At 47.4% G+C, this 17489-nt stretch carries 17 protein-coding genes; 11 read left to right on the forward strand and 6 right to left on the reverse strand.

Annotated features, from left to right (window positions below; translation table 11 throughout):
* Nucleotides 1-4 precede the first annotated feature (4 nt).
* Nucleotides 5-1186, reverse strand: a complete 1182-nt coding sequence (gene nirK, locus HMPREF2606_RS05080) for a copper-containing nitrite reductase (protein ID WP_070713123.1) — start codon at nucleotides 1184-1186, stop codon at nucleotides 5-7.
* 399 nt (nucleotides 1187-1585) lie between these two features.
* Between nirK and HMPREF2606_RS05085 the strand changes: the two genes are divergently transcribed.
* The 3 genes from HMPREF2606_RS05085 (at nucleotide 1586) to HMPREF2606_RS05095 (ending at nucleotide 5800) form a co-directional block, all read left to right on the forward strand.
* Entirely contained in the window at nucleotides 1586-3841 is a 2256-nt protein-coding gene (locus tag HMPREF2606_RS05085; protein ID WP_070713121.1) for a nitric-oxide reductase large subunit, read from the forward strand.
* 95 nt (nucleotides 3842-3936) lie between these two features.
* Complete coding sequence (gene prmB, locus HMPREF2606_RS05090) at nucleotides 3937-4836, forward strand: 50S ribosomal protein L3 N(5)-glutamine methyltransferase (RefSeq protein WP_049348929.1); 900 nt, start codon at nucleotides 3937-3939, stop codon at nucleotides 4834-4836.
* A gap of 274 nt (nucleotides 4837-5110) precedes the next feature.
* Complete coding sequence (locus HMPREF2606_RS05095) at nucleotides 5111-5800, forward strand: toxin-antitoxin system YwqK family antitoxin (protein ID WP_283122347.1); 690 nt, start codon at nucleotides 5111-5113, stop codon at nucleotides 5798-5800.
* Nucleotides 5801-5845: 45 nt separating this feature from the next.
* Here HMPREF2606_RS05095 and HMPREF2606_RS05100 read toward each other — a convergent pair whose 3' ends face one another.
* Entirely contained in the window at nucleotides 5846-6406 is a 561-nt protein-coding gene (locus HMPREF2606_RS05100; protein WP_003682296.1) for an adenine phosphoribosyltransferase, read from the reverse strand.
* 168 nt (nucleotides 6407-6574) lie between these two features.
* Between HMPREF2606_RS05100 and gmk the strand changes: the two genes are divergently transcribed.
* The 3 genes from gmk to HMPREF2606_RS05115 all read left to right on the forward strand — a co-directional run bounded on the left by gmk (nucleotide 6575) and on the right by HMPREF2606_RS05115 (nucleotide 9713).
* Nucleotides 6575-7192: a guanylate kinase gene (gene gmk / locus HMPREF2606_RS05105; protein WP_070584275.1), complete on the forward strand. Its 618-nt coding sequence runs from the start codon at nucleotides 6575-6577 to the stop codon at nucleotides 7190-7192.
* Nucleotides 7193-7244: 52 nt separating this feature from the next.
* Nucleotides 7245-7451 carry a DNA-directed RNA polymerase subunit omega gene (gene rpoZ / locus HMPREF2606_RS05110; RefSeq protein WP_003682294.1) on the forward strand — a complete coding sequence of 69 codons (207 nt, stop codon included), beginning with the start codon at nucleotides 7245-7247 and terminating at the stop codon, nucleotides 7449-7451.
* A gap of 105 nt (nucleotides 7452-7556) precedes the next feature.
* Nucleotides 7557-9713, forward strand: coding sequence for a RelA/SpoT family protein (locus tag HMPREF2606_RS05115; protein WP_070713115.1), 2157 nt, complete (start codon nucleotides 7557-7559; stop codon nucleotides 9711-9713).
* 117 nt (nucleotides 9714-9830) lie between these two features.
* On the opposite strand, the gene HMPREF2606_RS10935 is transcribed toward HMPREF2606_RS05115, so the two are convergent.
* The 3 genes from HMPREF2606_RS10935 to HMPREF2606_RS05125 form a co-directional block, all read right to left on the reverse strand.
* On the reverse strand, nucleotides 9831-9992 hold the full coding sequence (locus HMPREF2606_RS10935) for a hypothetical protein (protein WP_039861975.1): 162 nt from the start codon (nucleotides 9990-9992) through the stop codon (nucleotides 9831-9833).
* A 75-nt stretch (nucleotides 9993-10067) separates the two neighbouring features.
* Nucleotides 10068-10529: a recombination regulator RecX gene (gene recX / locus HMPREF2606_RS05120; protein ID WP_070713113.1), complete on the reverse strand. Its 462-nt coding sequence runs from the start codon at nucleotides 10527-10529 to the stop codon at nucleotides 10068-10070.
* Between the two features lie 96 nt (nucleotides 10530-10625).
* Nucleotides 10626-11339, reverse strand: a complete 714-nt coding sequence (locus tag HMPREF2606_RS05125; RefSeq protein ID WP_070713108.1) for a phosphoglycolate phosphatase — start codon at nucleotides 11337-11339, stop codon at nucleotides 10626-10628.
* Nucleotides 11340-11760: 421 nt separating this feature from the next.
* Between HMPREF2606_RS05125 and HMPREF2606_RS05130 the strand changes: the two genes are divergently transcribed.
* The 4 genes from HMPREF2606_RS05130 to HMPREF2606_RS05145 all read left to right on the forward strand — a co-directional run bounded on the left by HMPREF2606_RS05130 (nucleotide 11761) and on the right by HMPREF2606_RS05145 (nucleotide 15425).
* A complete protein-coding gene (locus tag HMPREF2606_RS05130) occupies nucleotides 11761-13026 on the forward strand; it encodes a Glu/Leu/Phe/Val family dehydrogenase (RefSeq protein ID WP_070713104.1) in 1266 nt (421 codons plus the stop codon).
* A gap of 161 nt (nucleotides 13027-13187) precedes the next feature.
* The gene (locus HMPREF2606_RS05135; protein WP_070584285.1) at nucleotides 13188-14003 is read left to right on the forward strand and encodes an FKBP-type peptidyl-prolyl cis-trans isomerase; all 816 of its coding nucleotides are present in this window, start codon (nucleotides 13188-13190) and stop codon (nucleotides 14001-14003) included.
* Between the two features lie 96 nt (nucleotides 14004-14099).
* Nucleotides 14100-14726, forward strand: a complete 627-nt coding sequence (gene purN, locus HMPREF2606_RS05140; protein WP_070713101.1) for a phosphoribosylglycinamide formyltransferase — start codon at nucleotides 14100-14102, stop codon at nucleotides 14724-14726.
* Between the two features lie 30 nt (nucleotides 14727-14756).
* Complete coding sequence (locus HMPREF2606_RS05145) at nucleotides 14757-15425, forward strand: DUF3108 domain-containing protein (protein WP_070713098.1); 669 nt, start codon at nucleotides 14757-14759, stop codon at nucleotides 15423-15425.
* A gap of 57 nt (nucleotides 15426-15482) precedes the next feature.
* Here the strand turns inward: HMPREF2606_RS05145 and HMPREF2606_RS05150 are convergent, their stop codons facing one another.
* A complete protein-coding gene (locus HMPREF2606_RS05150) occupies nucleotides 15483-16976 on the reverse strand; it encodes an Rne/Rng family ribonuclease (protein WP_070843415.1) in 1494 nt (497 codons plus the stop codon).
* 237 nt (nucleotides 16977-17213) lie between these two features.
* Here HMPREF2606_RS05150 and grxC point away from each other — a divergent pair, with 237 nt between their 5' ends.
* Nucleotides 17214-17471: a glutaredoxin 3 gene (gene grxC / locus HMPREF2606_RS05155; RefSeq protein WP_003684090.1), complete on the forward strand. Its 258-nt coding sequence runs from the start codon at nucleotides 17214-17216 to the stop codon at nucleotides 17469-17471.
* Nucleotides 17472-17489 lie beyond the last annotated feature (18 nt).

Raw genomic sequence — 17489 nt, forward strand, 5'->3', positions numbered from 1 at the left:
TGGATTAGTAGCCGCCTTTATCTGCAGATGCTGCGGAAGCAGGCGCTGCTGCGGAAGCAGCTGCTGGAGCAGAAGCGGCAGCACCGGCAGGTTGGTAAACGGTGTCGCTCAGTTTTTTGGTCATGATTTCAGGGTTTTCATCACCTTCAACTTTCAATTGACCCAAAGCACCTTTGTTGAACGCACGGAAGATAGAGTGGTCAACCAAAGTGTAGCTGCCTGGAATGTCGACTTTGAATTCAACGATAGCGGCACCACCGGCAGGAACAATTGTACTTTGTACGTTTTCGTTAATCAGTTTACCACCTTCAACATATACTTTGTCGAAGATTTCGCCGATAACGTGGAAAGAAGATACCAAGTTAGGACCACCGTTACCGACGTACATACGAACAGTTTCACCAGCTTTAGCTTTCAGAGCGTTGTCGCCTGCGATAGAGCCTACGTGACCGTTGAATACAACGTATTCAGGTTGTTCAGCAATCGCTTTATCCATATCGAAAGGTTGCAGGCCTTGAGCACCTTTTTTACCTTTAGTATAGAAGTCACCTTGTACGATGTAGAACTCTTTGTCCACTTTAGGCAGACCTTCTTTAGGTTCAACCAAGATCAAACCGTACATACCGTTGGCGATGTGCATACCTACAGGAGCAACGGCACAGTGGTAGATGTACAAACCAGCTTGCAGTGCTTTGAAGCTGAAGGTAGAAGTGTGGCCAGGAGCAGTAAAGGTAGCTTCTGCACCACCACCTTGACCGGTAGCAGCGTGGAAGTCAACGTTATGAGGAACGGTAGAAGAAGGATTGTTAGAGAATTCTACTTCTACGGTATCGCCTTCGCGTACACGGATCATTTGACCCGGAACGTCGCCGTTGAATGTCCAGTAGTGGTACTCAACGCCGTCTTCCATGGTCATGGTTTTTTCGACGGTTTCCATTTTAACGCGTACTTTAGCCGGATGATCGCGATCAGTTGGAGGTGGAACTTCCGGAGCGTGAGTTACGATAGCATCGATTACAGGCAGTTCTGAAGAGGGAGTCTCTGCAGCAGCTTGTGAGTTGGAAGCGGCAGGAGCTTCAGCAGAAGCGGTAGCAGCTGGAGTTTCAGCAGGTTTAGCAGCTTGCTCGCCGCATGCGGCCAGTGCAAATACAGAAGCGATAAGTGCGGCTAAGGTTTGGCGTTTCATGTTTAAAGTTTCCTTATAGTAAGAAAAGTTAAGAATCCTGATAGGATGGTTTGAAGTTTTGTATGATTATGTAGGCGCTTGTTTGGTCATATTTTGATGTAAATCAAATTGTTCAGGGAATATGAATCTTTTAATCCCTAAATACTCCTTTAGAAGTATAAAAAAATACATCGAAAAGTTTAATTTTGTGTGAAAATGTTAGCGAGAACTTAACACAAAATACGATAAAGGAGGGTCTGTATAGGCAAATGGGAATCAATATCATATAAGTTAATGGTTTTAAAGGAATATTATTGACAAAATATTTCTTTACTTATTAAACCGTGATACAATCTTTAACATTCATATTTGATGAATTAATACCCAACCACTTTTTACCAAAATCAAGGAGTACTTAAAATGGGACAGTACAAGAAGCTTTGGTACTTGCTGTTTGCCGTGCTGGCAGTATGCTTTACCATTCTTGGTTATATGGGTAGCGAAGTCTATAAAAAGGCTCCGCCATACCCTGAACAAGTCGTTTCTGCATCCGGCAAAGTCCTGATGACCAAAGACGATATTTTGGCAGGTCAATCTGCATGGCAAACTACCGGCGGTATGGAAGTCGGCTCTGTATTGGGTCACGGTGCATACCAAGCTCCGGACTGGACTGCCGACTGGCTGCACCGCGAGCTGGTTGCATGGTTGGATCTGACTGCGCAAGAAACTTACGGCAAAAAATTTGACGAAGTTTCTCCTGAAGAACAAGCTGTTCTGAAAACCCGTTTGGCTGACGAATACCGCAACCAAAGCCGTGTTAAGGAAGATGGTTCTGTCGTTGTCAGCGAAACCCGCGTGAAAGCGATCGAAAGCATCCTGCCTTACTACCACGGTGTATACAGCGACGATCCTAAGTTCCAAACCACTCGCGAACACTTTGCAATGAAAAACAATACATTGCCAAGCCAAGAAGCGCGTGAAAAACTGTTCAACTTCTTCTTCTGGACTTCTTGGTCTGCTTCGGCCAACCGTCCTGACGAGAACTTCACTTACACCAACAACTGGCCGCACGAGCCTTTGATCAACAACGTACCGACTACTGAAAACTACATGTGGTCTTTCACCAGCGTGGTATTGTTGCTGATGGGTATCGGCTTGCTGATGTGGGGTTACTCTTTCTTGACCAAACATGAAGAGGTTGAAGTACCTACTGAAGATCCTATTTCTAAAGTACAACTGACTCCTTCTCAAAAAGCGTTGGGCAAATATGTATTCCTGACTGTTGCGTTGTTTGTCGTACAAGTACTGTTGGGTGGTTTGACCGCTCACTATACTGTCGAAGGTCAAGGCTTCTACGGTATCGATACCGCACTGGGCTTTGAAATGGCCGACTGGTTCCCATATGCGCTGACCCGTACTTGGCACATCCAATCCGCTATTTTCTGGATTGCAACCGGCTTCCTGACAGCAGGTCTGTTCTTGGCTCCGATTGTGAACGGCGGTAAAGATCCTAAATTCCAACGTGCCGGTGTGAACTTCCTGTACATCGCCCTGTTCATCGTAGTCGGCGGTTCTTACGCAGGTAACTTCTTTGCTTTGACTCACATCATTCCACCTGAGCTGAACTTCTGGTTCGGTCACCAAGGTTACGAATACTTGGATTTGGGTCGTTTCTGGCAACTTCTGTTGATGGTTGGCTTGCTGTTGTGGCTGTTCCTGATGCTGCGTTGCACCATCTCTGCCTTTAAAGAAAAAGGTACAGACAAAAACCTGTTGGCTATCTTCGTAGCTTCTATGGTCGGTGTGGGTGTGTTCTACGCTCCTGGTCTGTTCTACGGTGAGAAATCTCCAATCGCTGTGATGGAATACTGGCGTTGGTGGGTGGTTCACTTGTGGGTAGAAGGTTTCTTCGAAGTGTTCGCTACTGCCGCTTTCGCATTCATCTTCTACAACATGGGCTTTGTCCGCCGTAGTACTGCCACAGCTTCTACTTTGGCTGCTGCTGCCATCTTCATGTTGGGCGGTATTCCAGGTACATTGCACCACTTGTACTTCTCCGGCTCTACCTCTGCCTCTATGGCAATCGGTGCATGTTTCTCCGCTTTGGAAGTTGTACCTTTGATTCTGCTGGGCCGTGAAGCTTACGAACACTGGTCTTACCAACACCTGTCCGACTGGGCGAAACGTCTGCGTTGGCCTTTGATGTGCTTCGTAGCAGTTGCCTTCTGGAACATGATCGGTGCTGGCGTATTCGGCTTCCTGATTAACCCGCCGATTTCCCTGTTCTACATCCAAGGTCTGAACACTACTGCAGTTCACGCTCACGCGGCTCTGTTCGGTGTGTATGGTTTCTTGGCTCTGGGCTTCGTATTGCTGGTTGCACGCTACCTGAAACCTAATGTTCAATTTGACGACAAACTGATGACTTGGGGCTTCTGGCTGCTGAACGGCGGTCTGGTCGGTATGATTGCCATCAGCCTGTTGCCGGTCGGCGTGATTCAAGCTTACGCTTCTATCACTCATGGTCTGTGGTATGCACGTAGCGAAGAATTCTTGCAAATGGAAATCTTGGATACCCTGCGTTGGGTTCGTACCGCTGCTGACTTGATCTTTATCGGTGGTGCTGTCTGCGTTGCTATCCAAGCTACCAAAATCGTATTCAGCCGCGATAAATAATCTTAAGCTGAATTAAATCGAAGGCCGTCTGAAAAGTTTTCAGACGGCCTTTCTGTTATAATTTCAACATTCTTAAATTGACAAGACAAAACATTATGTTCAACCAAGCTGCTCAAGAGCTGACTACTGTTCGCGATTTATTGCGTTTTGCCGTCAGCCGTTTTAATGATGCCGGACTGTTTTTCGGACATGGAAGTGATAATGCCCATGACGAGGCAGCCTATCTGATTTTGCATACTTTGAACCTGCCGTTGGATACGTTGGAGCCTTATTTGGATGCTAAATTGTTGCAAAGTGAGAAGGAAGAGGTATTGTCCATTCTCGAACGTCGCGCAGTTGAGCATATTCCTGCCGCGTATCTGACGCATCAGGCATGGCAGGGTGAGTTTGATTTTTATGTCGATGAGCGTGTTATCGTGCCTCGTTCTTTCATTTACGAATTGCTGGGCGACGGTATCCGTCCTTGGATTGAACATGATGAGTTGGTACATCGAGCTTTGGATTTGTGTACCGGTAGCGGTTGTTTAGCCATTCAAATGGCGCACCACTATCCCGATGCACAAATCGATGCCGTTGATTTGAGCTTGGATGCGCTGGAAGTGGCCGCCATCAATATCGAAGATTATGGCTTGGAAGACCGCATCAGCTTGGTGCATACCGATTTGTTTGAAGGTCTGGATGAAACCTACGACTTGATTGTTTCCAATCCGCCTTATGTCGATGCGGAATCTGTGGAAGCGTTGCCTGATGAATACCTGTACGAGCCGGAATTGGCTTTGGGTAGTGGTGAAGATGGTTTGGACGCTACACGTCAAATTATTCTGCAAGCGGCGAAATATTTGAATCCAAAAGGTGTATTGTTGGTTGAAATCGGTCACAACCGTGAGGTATTGGAAGCGGCTTATCCCGAATTACCGTTTACTTGGTTGGAAACCAGCGGTGGCGACGGGTTTGTATTCTTATTGACCCGTGAGCAATTGTTGGGTGAAGAATGAATTGTTTTAATGTAATTGAAACAGAGGCCGTCTGAAAAAAAATTCAGACGGCCTCTATTTTGTAATGTCTTTAATGTTTTAAGAAAATACAAATGCCTATGATATGTCGGCTGTGAAATCCAAGCAGGCTTTGAAACTATGGCTTATAATATTTGTCATAGTTTCTAATGTCAGTGGATTTTTATTACTGACTTTTTGTAGAACATATACTGCCAAACTCCATATTATGAATAATTATTTAAAATCAGGCCTGTTGGCTGCTGCCTTGTTCAGTATGCCCGTTGCCGCCTTTGCCCAGCAACATACCGTTTATTTCAATCAAAACGGTAAACTGACGGCGACCATGCCTTCGGTTGCTTATGTCCGCCAATACAAGATTGAGGCAGGTAAGGCGCAGGTGCAGGATTTTTACTATCCATCGATGAAAAAATATTCTGATCCTTATGAAGTACCTGCCGGTCAGATTAAGGTTTTTGTGCCGGCTCTGGACAATGGCACACTGACCCTGTGGCATTTTAACGGGCAGAAAAAGATGGTTGGCAGCTATCGCAACGGCAAGCCGCACGGTGAGTGGATTAACTGGTATCCAAACGGCAAAAAATCTGCAGTCATGCCTTATCAAAACGGCTTGAGTGAGGGCGTAGGCTCTCGTTATTACCGCAACGGCGTCAAAGAAAGTGAAATCCAATTCAAGAACGATAAGGCCAACGGTCATTGGAAACAATGGTATTCAGACGGCAGTCCAAAAACCGAAATGATGATGAGCAATGATAAACCGACGGAGATTATCAGTTGGGATGAAAATGGCCGCATTGTGTCTGAATTAAGTATTCGCAACGGCAAACGCAGCGGCATTATTTTGGATTGGTATGATGATGGTGCGAAGAAATCCGAGTTGGTTTATAAAGACGACCAGTTGGTGAAAAAAACCTTTTGGGATACAGACGGATACGTTCTCGAATAGTTTTGATAATAAAAAACCGCAGGCTGATTGGCTTGCGGTTTTTTATTACATACAGCCTTTGTTTTGGCACAGGGTAAATAATGGCGCGCCGCTTTCACGGATTTTTTTGCCGCCATCCAAGTCGGTAAATTCCAAAATGGCAGCCGCTTCGATTACTTCACCACCCAGTTTGCGGATAAGCTCGACACCTGCCAGCATTGTGCCGCCGGTTGCCACTAAATCATCTACCAACAAAACGCGTGCGCCCGGCTTGATGGCGTCGGTATGGATTTCTACCGTTGCTTCGCCATATTCCAAAGCGTAACTTTGAGAAACCGTATCAAACGGTAGTTTGCCTTTTTTACGGATGGGAACAAAGCCGACGTTCAGTTGATAGGCCAAAGCTGCACCAATGATGAAGCCGCGCGCATCCAAGCCCGCAACAACATCAACTTTTTGCCCCATATAGCGGTAAACCAGTAAATCGACCAGCAGGCGGAAATATTCTGCGCTTTGCAAAACGGGAGTAATGTCATGAAACAAAATCCCTTTTTGAGGCCAGTTTTCAATTTTACGGATTTTGTCCGCCAAAGCCTCTACGCCCATTACTTCAGGATGAATCAACATCTCGACATTCCGAAATCAAAAAGTTTTTAACACGATATTGTAGCGGTCATATGCGGACTTGCCAAATTAATCGATACAATAGCCAAATTTTGCAACATGCCGTCTGAAATTCCGAGAAACATTGTGTTGTGTTATAATTTACAGATACATACCATCGGCTGAACCACCATGCAAAATCATAAAAAAGGCAATATTTACATCATTTCTGCCGCTTCCGGCACAGGTAAAACGACCTTGGTGTCACGCCTGTTGAAAAATCATGACGACATCCGTGTTTCCATTTCTCATACCACGCGCCAGCCACGTGAGGGTGAAACACATGGCGTGCATTACCACTTTGTTCTCAAAGAAGAATTTGAATCACTGATTGATCAAAGAGCCTTTTTGGAACACGCCAATGTGTTCGGTAATTATTACGGCACCAGCATTGCCGGCGTGAATTCGCTGAGTGAAGAGGGCTATGACGTAATTTTGGAAATTGATGTGCAAGGTGCGGCGCAAGTGCGTAAATCGTTGCCTGAAGCCAGCAGCATTTTCATCCTGCCGCCTTCCTTTGAAGTTTTGGCGCAACGTTTGATCGGCCGTGGTACAGACAGCGAAGAAGTTATTCAAACACGCCTGTCTAAAGCCCGTCATGAGATTGAACAATCCGTTTTGTTCGATTACGTCGTCGTGAATGACGATTTGGATCGTGCCGAAGCCGATTTGTTCCACATTATTAAAGCAGGCCGTCTGAAAAAATCCGCCCAGCAGGGATTTATCTCAAACCTGTTGGAAAATTCGTAAAAAACAGCGAAAATAACCGTTTATTTGAAACATAGAAAGAAAGCAAGCAAACATGGCACGTATTACTACTGAAGACTGCACAGGTAAAATCCCTAACCACTTCGACCTTACCCTCGTTGCCGCCCGTCGCGCACGCCAGCTCGAAAACGGCAACACGCCTTTGGTTGACGACATTCGCAACAACAAACCAACCGTAACCGCCCTGCGCGAAATCGCAGCCGGACAAATCGGAACCGAGTTGCTGACCCGCAACAAATAAACCAACCGGCAAACCGATAAAACCGCCGCGCGGACTGTATCGGTGCGATATCACAACCGATACAGTCTGACGGCTTAAAAAATAGCCATAAAAGGCCGTCTGAAAATGCCAGCCCCACTGCCTACCGCCCCCTATGACCCGCTGACAGCAGAAGCGCGCGAGCTTCTGTTTCGCACCGCATCCTATCTCAATACCAATGAGCAGGCCGAGCTTGAAAGAGCCGTTGCCTACGCTTTCCACGCCCATGACGGACAAACCCGTAAAAGCGGCGAACCTTACATCACCCATCCCCTTGCCGTTGCCACGCAGCTTGCGATTTGGCACATGGATGTTCAAGGCCTCTGTGCAGGCGTTATGCACGATGTATTGGAAGATACGGGCGTAACCAAAGTCGAAATGGCGGCAGAATTCGGCGATACCATTGCCGAAATGGTAGACGGCCTCTCCAAACTGGAAAAGCTCAAATTCGAAGATCATGCCGAGCATCAGGCGGAAAGTTTCCGCAAGCTTATCCTCGCCATGACTAAAGACGTGCGCGTCATCGTCGTCAAACTTGCCGACCGATTGCACAATATGCGCACCCTTGGCTCTATGCGTCCGGAAAAACGCCGCCGCATCGCCAAAGAAACCCTCGAAATCTATGCTCAAATTGCCAACCGCATTGGCCTGAACAATGCGTATCAAGAGCTTCAAGACTTATCGTTCCAAAACCTCCACCCAAGACGCTACGAAACCCTGAAAAAAGCCATGGACAACAGCCGCAAAAATCGCCGCGATGTTGTCGGCAAAGTGTTGCGTGCATTCAGTCAGCGTTTGGTCGGTATCAATATTGAAGCCAAAATCAAAGGCCGCGAGAAAAACTTGTACAGCATCCATCAAAAAATGCTGGCTAAAAAGCTGCGTTTTGCCGAAGTGATGGATATTTACGGCTTTAGGGTCATTGTAAACAGCATTCCTGCCTGTTATGCCGCGTTGGGTGCATTGCATAATTTATACCACCCCAAGCCCGGCCGTTTTAAAGACTATATCGCCATTCCGAAAAGCAACGGTTATCAAAGCTTGCACACAACCTTGGTCGGCCCTTACGGTTTGCCGATCGAAGTGCAAATCCGTACGCGTGAAATGGACGCTGTGGCTGAGGGCGGTATTGCCGGCCATTGGATTTACAAATCCGGTGAAAACACTCCGGACCAAGCCGTCCTCCATATGAACCGATGGATGAAAAATATTCTTGACCTGCAAGCCAGCAGCTCAAATGCCATCGAGTTTCTGGAGCATGTCAAAGTCGATTTATTCCCCAACGAAGTCTATATCGTTACCCCGAAAGGCGATATCCTTACCTTGCCGAAAGGTGCAACGCCGATTGACTTTGCCTATGCCGTTCACACCAATATCGGTCATAAAACCGTTGCCGCGCGTATCAATAACGTCATGATGCCGTTGCGCACCAAGCTGAAAACCGGCGATACGGTAGAAATCATTACTTCCGAGCATGCCAAGCCTAATGTAGCATGGCTGAACTTTACCGTTTCCAGCCGTGCGCGCAGCGCCATCCGCCAATACATTAAAAATCTGAATCGTCACGATGCCGTTGTTTTGGGTGAGAACCTGCTGCAAAAAGCTTTATCCAGCCTGTTGCCTAAAGATATCCTGCTTTCAGACGACCTCAAAGAAAAATACCTTGCCGATTTGAATACCAAACAAACCTCGTTTGAAGAGGTTCTCTACAATGTCGGTATGGGGCATACTTTGCCGGTACACGTTGCCATGCACATTGCCGAGTTGGCAGGCCAACATTTTGGCAGCGCGGTCAAACTCAGCCCGATCAAAGTCAACGATCAAGAAACCGGCCGGATTCATTTTGCCGAATGTTGCCATCCGATTCCAGGCGATGCGATCCGCGCCTTATTGGTCAAAGACAAGGGTATGATTATCCACCGTGATACCTGCCAAACTCTGGTCAAAGCCGATCCGGAAGAGCAACTGGATGCGGGTTGGGACAGTTTACGCAATCAAACGTACCGCACCATACTCAATGTCAAATCCGAAGATGCGCATGGTTTGTTGGCCTCAATGGCGCAAGCGATTTCCAATTCCGGTGCGGACATCGAATCTGTCGATACGCCAACCAAAGCGCAAGCAGGAACGGAAGGTTTTGTAGAATTTAAATTCACAATTAAAGTCAAAGACTTGGATCAGGTTAATCAGATTATTCATGCAATGCATGCCAATCCGAATATCCGTAAAGTAATCCGAGGATAATCTGTGATTAGCATGATTAGAAAAGGCCGTCTGAAAGTGTGTTCAGACGGCCTTTTGAGTATGTACAAACAAACTCTGTTAGTTTGTTTTGAAGAAAAATAATGCTTCAGGTTGGATTTAACTTAACCAAAAACGGAAAACCAAGAAGAAAACCAAGGCCAAAACGCCGGCCCAAACCAGCAACATGAATCCGGCTACTGCCTGACCCAAGCGGTAAACAGGATTTTTGCGTTCGTCTTCGAGTAGGGGATTAGGTGTATCGTGCGGTTTGTCGGACATAATGAAGCTCTGATTGAATTATTGAATAAAAGCGTAAGAGTACGCCGATAGAAGCAAAGATTCAAGTGGGAATGATTATTGATAGAAGTCTTCGTCTTCATTCCACGCGGTTTTTAAGGCCGTCTGAATGGTGTCGGCACCAAAGCCGCGATAGGCAAGGAAACGCGCCTGTTTTTGTTTTTCTTTCAAATCTTGAGCTTCTTGCTTGAATTTTTTACGCAAGACGGAAATAGCGGTTTGCAGCTCGTCCTCTCTGTCGGGTAGGAACTCCCGACAGTCATCTGCATCAATACCTTGTTGAGCCAAGGCTTGTTTGAGGCGGAGCGTGCCGTAACGGTTGCTCTTGCTGTGAATATAGGCTTCTGCGTAACGTTGGTCGGATTGCCAATTTCGTTCGGCGAATTCGTCCAAAACCTTTTCCAATTCTTCTTCGCTTTCAGCGTGTGGGGCCAGTTTACGTTTCAAGCCGACACGGCTGACTTCCTGACGGGAAAGAATATCCAAGGCGTGGGCACGTAAGGTTTTAGGGGGTCTCATGGGATATGGTGGAGGTGAAGTGACTACATTGAATTACATTTTCAGACGGCCTGATTGGAAAAATAGCCGAAAAGGCCGTCTGAAAATAAAGCCGAATTATTCTTCGTCTTTATTTTTTTGCGGTTGTAGATTTTCGTAGATTTCAGGCAGGGCTCGAATCAACAAATCAGGTTTGGTCGCTTTGTCTTGAGAGAGCAAGGTCATGTCGCCGTAGCCGAATGTTACGCCGACGCTGAAGCAACCGGCCGCTTTAGCAGCAATAATGTCATTTTTGGAGTCGCCTACCATCAGCATATTGGCAACGTCGATGCCCAGAACTTCGGCCGCATGTTGAAGCGGCAATGGGCTGGGTTTTTTCTCAGTCAGGCTGTCTCCGCCGAGAACCAGGCTGAAATAGTCGTCGAGATTGAGCTGTTTCAGCAGCTCGGCTGCCAGAATTTCATTTTTGTTGGTAATGACAACCAATGGAATACCCAAAGACTTGAGCAGGCCGAGACCGGCTTCGGTTTCAGGGTAGGGGCGGGTAAAGTCGCTCAAGTGTTCGCGATAATATTTCATAAAGAACACAAAACCTTTTTCCCAGATTTCAGGATCGGCTTCTTTTTCACGATCATTGGTAATGACGCGATGAACCAACTTGCTGATGCCGTCGCCGACATAACTTTCAACCGTTTGGGTAGGCAAAACAGGTAAACCCAAGTGCGAACACATGGCTTGGGCTGCTGCGGCCAAATCGGGAACGGAATCACATAAGGTACCGTCCAAATCAAAGGCAACGGCTTGAACGTGTTCTAAAGCAGCAGTGGTCATTGAGTAGCTTTCCGTCATATTATTTAAGCGGTTATTTTAACATTGTTTGCCTGATTTGCCGATGTTTTGCTGATTCTTTAAAGGGATATTTGTTTAAATTGTTAACAATTTTTGTTGGTGTAAGTCTGTCCGTCTGTTGGTAATATGGAAGGGATTTTGTCAACAAAAAGGGTGGTTTGGTAGGCATTAAAAAACAAAGGGTTTGTGTGTTTTTTTGAATGGTTTGATGAGCATTTATACTAGACCGTCTGAAAATTTTTTGGTCGGCATACCGATATTTTCAGACGGCCTCAAACTAAATTTATATATAAATGAATGGATTTGCTTTTTATCGACTACATGCTATTACATTTTTTCCTGTTTTTGTATATAGTAACAAGTATGGCTCTCGTCTAATCATGTGTATGAAAAGGAAAAATACATGTCCGCATCTGCTGTTAAAGAAACACTGAATCCGTTTGAAATTGCACAAAAACAAGTAAAAATTGCCTGTGATCGCCTGAATGCCGACCCGGCAGTATTTGAAATCTTGAAAAAGCCGCAACGTGTTTTGGAAGTCAACTTTCCTGTAAAACTCGACAACGGTACAGTAGAAAACTTCACCGGCTACCGTTCACAACACAATAATGCCGTCGGCCCTTACAAAGGCGGCGTGCGCTTCCATCCCAATGTGAATCTGGACGAAGTCAAAGCCCTGTCAATTTGGATGACCATCAAATGCTGCGTAGCCGGTATTCCTTACGGCGGCGGTAAAGGCGGTATCACTTTGGATCCGCGCAATTATTCCGAAGCGGAGTTGGAACGCATTGCCCGCGCTTATTCTGAAGCCATTTCTCCGCTGATTGGCGAGAAAATCGATATTCCTGCACCTGATGTGAACACCAACGGCAAAATCATGTCTTGGATGGTTGATGCCTATGAAAACGTGGTAAAACATTCCGCACCGGGCGTATTTACCGGCAAACCGGTTGAGTTCGGCGGCTCTTTGGCGCGCACCGAAGCCACTGGTTACGGCGTAAACTTCGCCGCTGTCCAAGCTTTGGAAAAACTGGGCAAAGACGTGAAGGGTGCCACTTACGCCATTCAAGGTTTCGGTAATGTGGGCTACCACACCGGTTATTATGCACACAAAGCCGGTGCGAAAATCGTTGCCGTTTCTACCGTTGACGTTGCCATTTACAACGAAAACGGCTTGGATATGGAAGCAATCATCAAAGAATTCCAAGAAAAAGGCTTCATCACCAACGAAGCCGGCTACGGCAAAGAAATCAGCAATGCCGAACTTTTGGCTCTGGAAGTGGACGTACTCGCCCCTTGCGCGCTGGAAAACCAACTGACTTCTGAAAACGCTGGTAAAGTCCGCGCGAAAATCGTGGTTGAAGGCGCAAACGGCCCGACTACTCCTGAAGCCGACGTTATCCTGCGTCAAAACGGCGTATTGGTTGTTCCTGATATTTTGGCAAACTGCGGCGGCGTGGTGGTATCCTATTTTGAATGGGTACAAAACCTGCAAGGCTACTACTGGGAGTTTGACGAAGTTCAAGAAAAAGAAACCGTTGTCCTGCGCCGTGCGTTCCGCGATATTTGGAACTTGGCTCAAGAATACGATGTCGACCTGCGTACCGCTTCTTACATGATGAGTATCCGTCGTGTTGAAAAAGCAATGAAACTGCGCGGCTGGTATTAATTGTTTGAGCGATAGCATAAGAGTAGGCCGTCTGAAACCTGTTTTCAGACGGCCTTAATGTTTTTGATAAGAGCCTTTACAAATTTTAATCCACCTTGATTCCATTTCAATCAAACTCAGCTATAATCCCCTTTTTTGACCTTTCCGGAAAAGACATAATCATGAACAAAACTTTCAAATTCAGCGCATTGGCTTTGTCTGCTTTGTTGGCACTGACTGCTTGCAACCAAAAAGACACTGCCGCTAAAGACGCTCCTGCTGCTTCCGCAGCTTCAAATGCGACTGCAGATGCTTCTGCCATCGGTTCTACTGCCCAACAAGCCAGCTACGCAATGGGTGTGGACATCGGCCGTTCATTGAAACAAATGAAAGACCAAGGTACGGAAATCGATTTGAAAGTCTTCACCGAAGCCATGGAAGCCATGTTTGAAGGCAAAGAAGTCAAAATGACTGAAGCCCAAGCTCAGGAAGTGATGATGAAATTCTTGCAAGAGCAACAAGAAAAAGCTACTGCCAAACGTGCTGAAGATGCCAAAGTAAACTTGGAAAAAGGCGAGGCGTTCTTGAAAGAAAACGCGACTAAAGAAGGCGTGAAAACCAGCGCTTCCGGTCTGCAATACAAAATTACCAAAGAAGGCGAAGGCAAAAAACCGACTAAAGACGACATCGTTACCGTTGAGTACGAAGGCCGTCTGATTGATGGTACCGTATTTGACAGCAGCAAAAACAGCGGCGAACCTGTAAGCTTCCCTGTAAGCCAAGTAATCCCAGGTTGGACTGAAGGTATCCAACTCTTGAAAGAAGGCGGCGAAGCAACATTCTACATCCCGGCCAAACTGGCTTACCGTGAAGTTGGCGCCGGCGATAAAATCGGCCCGAACGCTACTTTGGTATTCGACGTGAAACTGGTTAAAGTCGGCGCGCCTGATGCCGCTGCACAACAACCTGTACAAGTTGACGTACAAAAAGTTCAATAATCCGAATCAAGGCTTACGCCCTTAAACAACGGATAAAAGGCCGTCTGAAAAATTCCGTTTCAGACGGCCTTTGTTCCAAACAAACAAGGAATTGTGATGAAAAATATCGTCATCCTTATTTCCGGACGCGGCAGCAATATGCAGGCGATTGTGAATGCCGATATTCCCGATGCCAACATTGCAGCCGTATTGAGTAACAGCGAGACCGCAGCCGGATTGGCATGGGCGGCAGAGCGCGGTATAGCCACCGACAGTTTGAACCATAAAAACTTCGACTCGCGTCTGGCATTTGATCAGGCTATGATGGAAAAAATCGATGCCTATCAGCCGGATTTGGTTGTATTGGCGGGCTTTATGCGCATTTTGACTCCGGAATTCTGCGCCCATTATGAAAACCGCCTGATCAATATCCATCCGTCCATCCTGCCTTCTTTCACCGGTCTGCATACCCACGAACGCGCATTGGAAGCAGGTTGCCGAGTGGCAGGCTGCACCATCCATTTCGTGACCCCCGAGCTGGATTGCGGTCCGATTATTTCTCAAGGCATTGTTCCTATTTTGGACAGCGATACCGCTGACGACGTTGCTGCACGCGTGCTGACGGTTGAACATCAGCTTTTCCCGCAAGCCGTTGCCGACTTTGTTGCAGGCCGTCTGAAAATCGAAGGCAATCGCGTTTTGAATGCTCAACGCAATGCCGCCGGTCAAAGCCTGTTGGCTTAATTAAAACACCATACACACAAGGAAAACATCATGAATACGATTAAAACAACCCTGCTGACACTTTCCCTGCTCACTGCCTCCATCGGCGCGCAAGCCGCTGAATTGCCACAATCTGCTGTTTTGCAATACTCAGGCAGCTACGGTATTCCTGCGACCATGACCTTCACACGCAGCGGCAGCCAATACAAAATCGTCTCTACCATCAAAGTACCGCTTTACAATATCCGCTTTGAATCAGGCGGCAGCATCAACGGCACGACCTTGCATCCGTCTTACTACAAAGATGTACGCGGCGGTAAATTGTATGCCGAGGCCAAATTCTCCGGCGGCAACATCACTTACGGCAAAGCAGGTGATTTGAAAACCGAAAAATCCGGCCCGGCTATGGACTTGTTCACTTTGGCATGGCAACTGGCCGCCAATGACGTGCGCCTGCCGTCAGGTTTGAAAATTACCAACGGTAAAAAACTGTACACCGTCGGCAGCATGAACAAAATCGGCAGCGAAAGCTATAAACTGAACGGCGGTACAACGCCTGTGAGCAAATATCGCGTCCGCCGTGGCGACGATACCGTGACTTACTCGTTTGCTTCCGATATCGACAATATCCCTGCGCAAATCAGTTATACCGATGACGGCAAAACCTACAACTTGAAACTGACTTCCGTCAAAATCAACGGTAAAGTAGTGAAACCGTAATCTTTATTTGCTCAAACAAGAAGGCCGTCTGAAAAGTTTTCAGACGGCCTTTTATTTTTACAGCAACACAATATCGTATTGTTCCTGCGTGTAGGCGGTTTCGACTGCCAGCGAAATCGGCTTGCCGATAAAGTCTATCAACATCGCCAGCGATTGGGATTCTTCATCTAGGAACAAGTCGATGACATTCGGAGCAGCCAAAATGCGGAAGGCTTGGACATCGTAGCGTCGCGCTTCGCGGACGATTTCACGTTGGATTTCGTAGCACACGGTTTGCGGCGTTTTCAGACGGCCCCTGCCTTGGCAGGAAGGGCAGGGTTCGCAGAGGATTTGACTTAAGTTTTCACGCGAGCGTTTGCGGGTCAGTTCGACAAGGCCCAGGCTGGTAAAGCCGTTGAGGGTGACGCGGGTACGGTCGAAACTGAGGGCTTTGGCAAGCTCTTGCAGGACGGCTTCGCGGTGGACTTCCTGTGCCATATCGATGAAGTCGATGATGATGATGCCGCCGAGATTGCGCAGGCGAAGTTCGCGGGCGATGGTGTGGCAGGCTTCGAGGTTGGTGCGGAAGATGGTTTCATCAAAATTGCGCGCGCCGACAAAGCCGCCGGTGTTGACATCGATGGTGGTCATGGCTTCGGTGGACTCGATGATGAGGTAGCTGCCGAAGTTGAGATTGACGCGCGGTTGCAGGGCGCGGGCGATTTCCTGCTCGATGTTGTGGGTTTCAAATAGGGGGCGTTCGCCTTTGAACAGCTCGATTCTGCCCAATGCGCCTTGAACGTATTGTTCGGCAAACTGGGTCATGCGGCGGTGGTTTTCGGTGGAATCAACCAGGATTTTGTGCGTATCGAGGCTGAACATATCGCGCAAAACGCGCAGGCTCAAAGGCAAATCTTGATACAGCAGGGTTTCGGGCGGCTGAATTTTCGCTTGTTTTTGAATGTATTCCCATACTTTGGTCAGATAGTTGATGTCTGATTGCAGTTGGTCATCGGAGGCGTTTTCAGCATTGGTGCGGATGATGTAGCCGTGGCAGGCGTTTTCGGGCAGCAGGTTGTTGAGGCGCTCCCTCAAGCTGCTGCGTTCGGCATCGTCTTCAATGCGTTGGGAAATGCCGATGTGGTCTTCTTGCGGAAGATGGACGAGGAAACGGCCGGCCAGTGAGATTTGGGTGGATAGGCGCGCGCCTTTGGTGTTGATGGGGTCTTTAATGACCTGAACCAAGACAGACTGACCTTCAAAGAGCATATGTTCGATGCGTTGGGTTTCGTCCGGGTTGCGGCGTTGTTCGAGGACATCGACGATATGCAGAAACGCGGCGCGTTCCAAGCCGATATCGATGAACGCGCTTTGCATGCCGGGGAGGACACGTTTGACGACGCCCAAATAAATATTGCCGACCAAGCTGTGGCCGCTGTTGCGCTCGATGTGCAGCTCGCAGATATTGTTCTCTTCCAAAACAGCCACACGCGTTTCTTGCGGCGTAATGTTGACGAGGACGGTTTCGGGCGGACGCACGGCGTCCTTGGGGATGGGAATTCCTGAAAGCATGGCGATACCTGATTTTGAATAGAAAAACTTTTGCGATGTGTTCTTCTCCAAAAAACAAATGGCAAAAGTCATTCTGCGAAAGCGCTTATCATACTTTAATTATGGTTTTTCCGCATCTGCACAAATGTTTATAGCTAAGAGGCCGTCTGAATGTTTTTTACAACCGTACGGCGGGAACACTTGTAAAATAGCACCTATGCCCATATAGTCATGAACATTGGTATTTTGGAAGAAATCATGCAAACCGTTACTGTTTATACCGGTCCATATTGCCCGTACTGCACCATGGCGAAAAGGCTGTTGCAGGCGGTGGGTGTGAAAGAAATCAACGAAATCCGCATCGACGGCAATCCGGAAGTTTTTGCCGAAATGCAGCAGCTTTCCGGCCAGCGCAGCGTGCCGCAGATTTTTATCGGCGATACCCATGTCGGTGGCTTTACCGATTTGTACCGCTTGCAGCAGGAAGGCAAGTTGGACGAATTACTGAATCCTTAACCCTTAACTTAGGAAAAT

It is taken from the genome of Neisseria sp. HMSC070H10 (genome assembly GCF_001837635.1).
Taxonomy (GTDB): domain Bacteria; phylum Pseudomonadota; class Gammaproteobacteria; order Burkholderiales; family Neisseriaceae; genus Neisseria; species Neisseria subflava_A.

Coding starts and splice junctions, on each gene's coding strand:
- nirK (WP_070713123.1), bottom strand. CDS start 1,186: ATGAAACGCCAAACCTTAGCCGCACTTATCGCTTCTGTATTTGCACTG.
- HMPREF2606_RS05085 (WP_070713121.1), top strand. CDS start 1,586: ATGGGACAGTACAAGAAGCTTTGGTACTTGCTGTTTGCCGTGCTGGCA.
- prmB (WP_049348929.1), top strand. CDS start 3,937: ATGTTCAACCAAGCTGCTCAAGAGCTGACTACTGTTCGCGATTTATTG.
- HMPREF2606_RS05095 (WP_283122347.1), top strand. CDS start 5,111: ATGCCCGTTGCCGCCTTTGCCCAGCAACATACCGTTTATTTCAATCAA.
- HMPREF2606_RS05100 (WP_003682296.1), bottom strand. CDS start 6,406: ATGTTGATTCATCCTGAAGTAATGGGCGTAGAGGCTTTGGCGGACAAA.
- gmk (WP_070584275.1), top strand. CDS start 6,575: ATGCAAAATCATAAAAAAGGCAATATTTACATCATTTCTGCCGCTTCC.
- rpoZ (WP_003682294.1), top strand. CDS start 7,245: ATGGCACGTATTACTACTGAAGACTGCACAGGTAAAATCCCTAACCAC.
- HMPREF2606_RS05115 (WP_070713115.1), top strand. CDS start 7,557: ATGCCAGCCCCACTGCCTACCGCCCCCTATGACCCGCTGACAGCAGAA.
- HMPREF2606_RS10935 (WP_039861975.1), bottom strand. CDS start 9,992: ATGTCCGACAAACCGCACGATACACCTAATCCCCTACTCGAAGACGAA.
- recX (WP_070713113.1), bottom strand. CDS start 10,529: ATGAGACCCCCTAAAACCTTACGTGCCCACGCCTTGGATATTCTTTCC.
- HMPREF2606_RS05125 (WP_070713108.1), bottom strand. CDS start 11,339: ATGACCACTGCTGCTTTAGAACACGTTCAAGCCGTTGCCTTTGATTTG.
- HMPREF2606_RS05130 (WP_070713104.1), top strand. CDS start 11,761: ATGTCCGCATCTGCTGTTAAAGAAACACTGAATCCGTTTGAAATTGCA.
- HMPREF2606_RS05135 (WP_070584285.1), top strand. CDS start 13,188: ATGAACAAAACTTTCAAATTCAGCGCATTGGCTTTGTCTGCTTTGTTG.
- purN (WP_070713101.1), top strand. CDS start 14,100: ATGAAAAATATCGTCATCCTTATTTCCGGACGCGGCAGCAATATGCAG.
- HMPREF2606_RS05145 (WP_070713098.1), top strand. CDS start 14,757: ATGAATACGATTAAAACAACCCTGCTGACACTTTCCCTGCTCACTGCC.
- HMPREF2606_RS05150 (WP_070843415.1), bottom strand. CDS start 16,976: ATGCTTTCAGGAATTCCCATCCCCAAGGACGCCGTGCGTCCGCCCGAA.
- grxC (WP_003684090.1), top strand. CDS start 17,214: ATGCAAACCGTTACTGTTTATACCGGTCCATATTGCCCGTACTGCACC.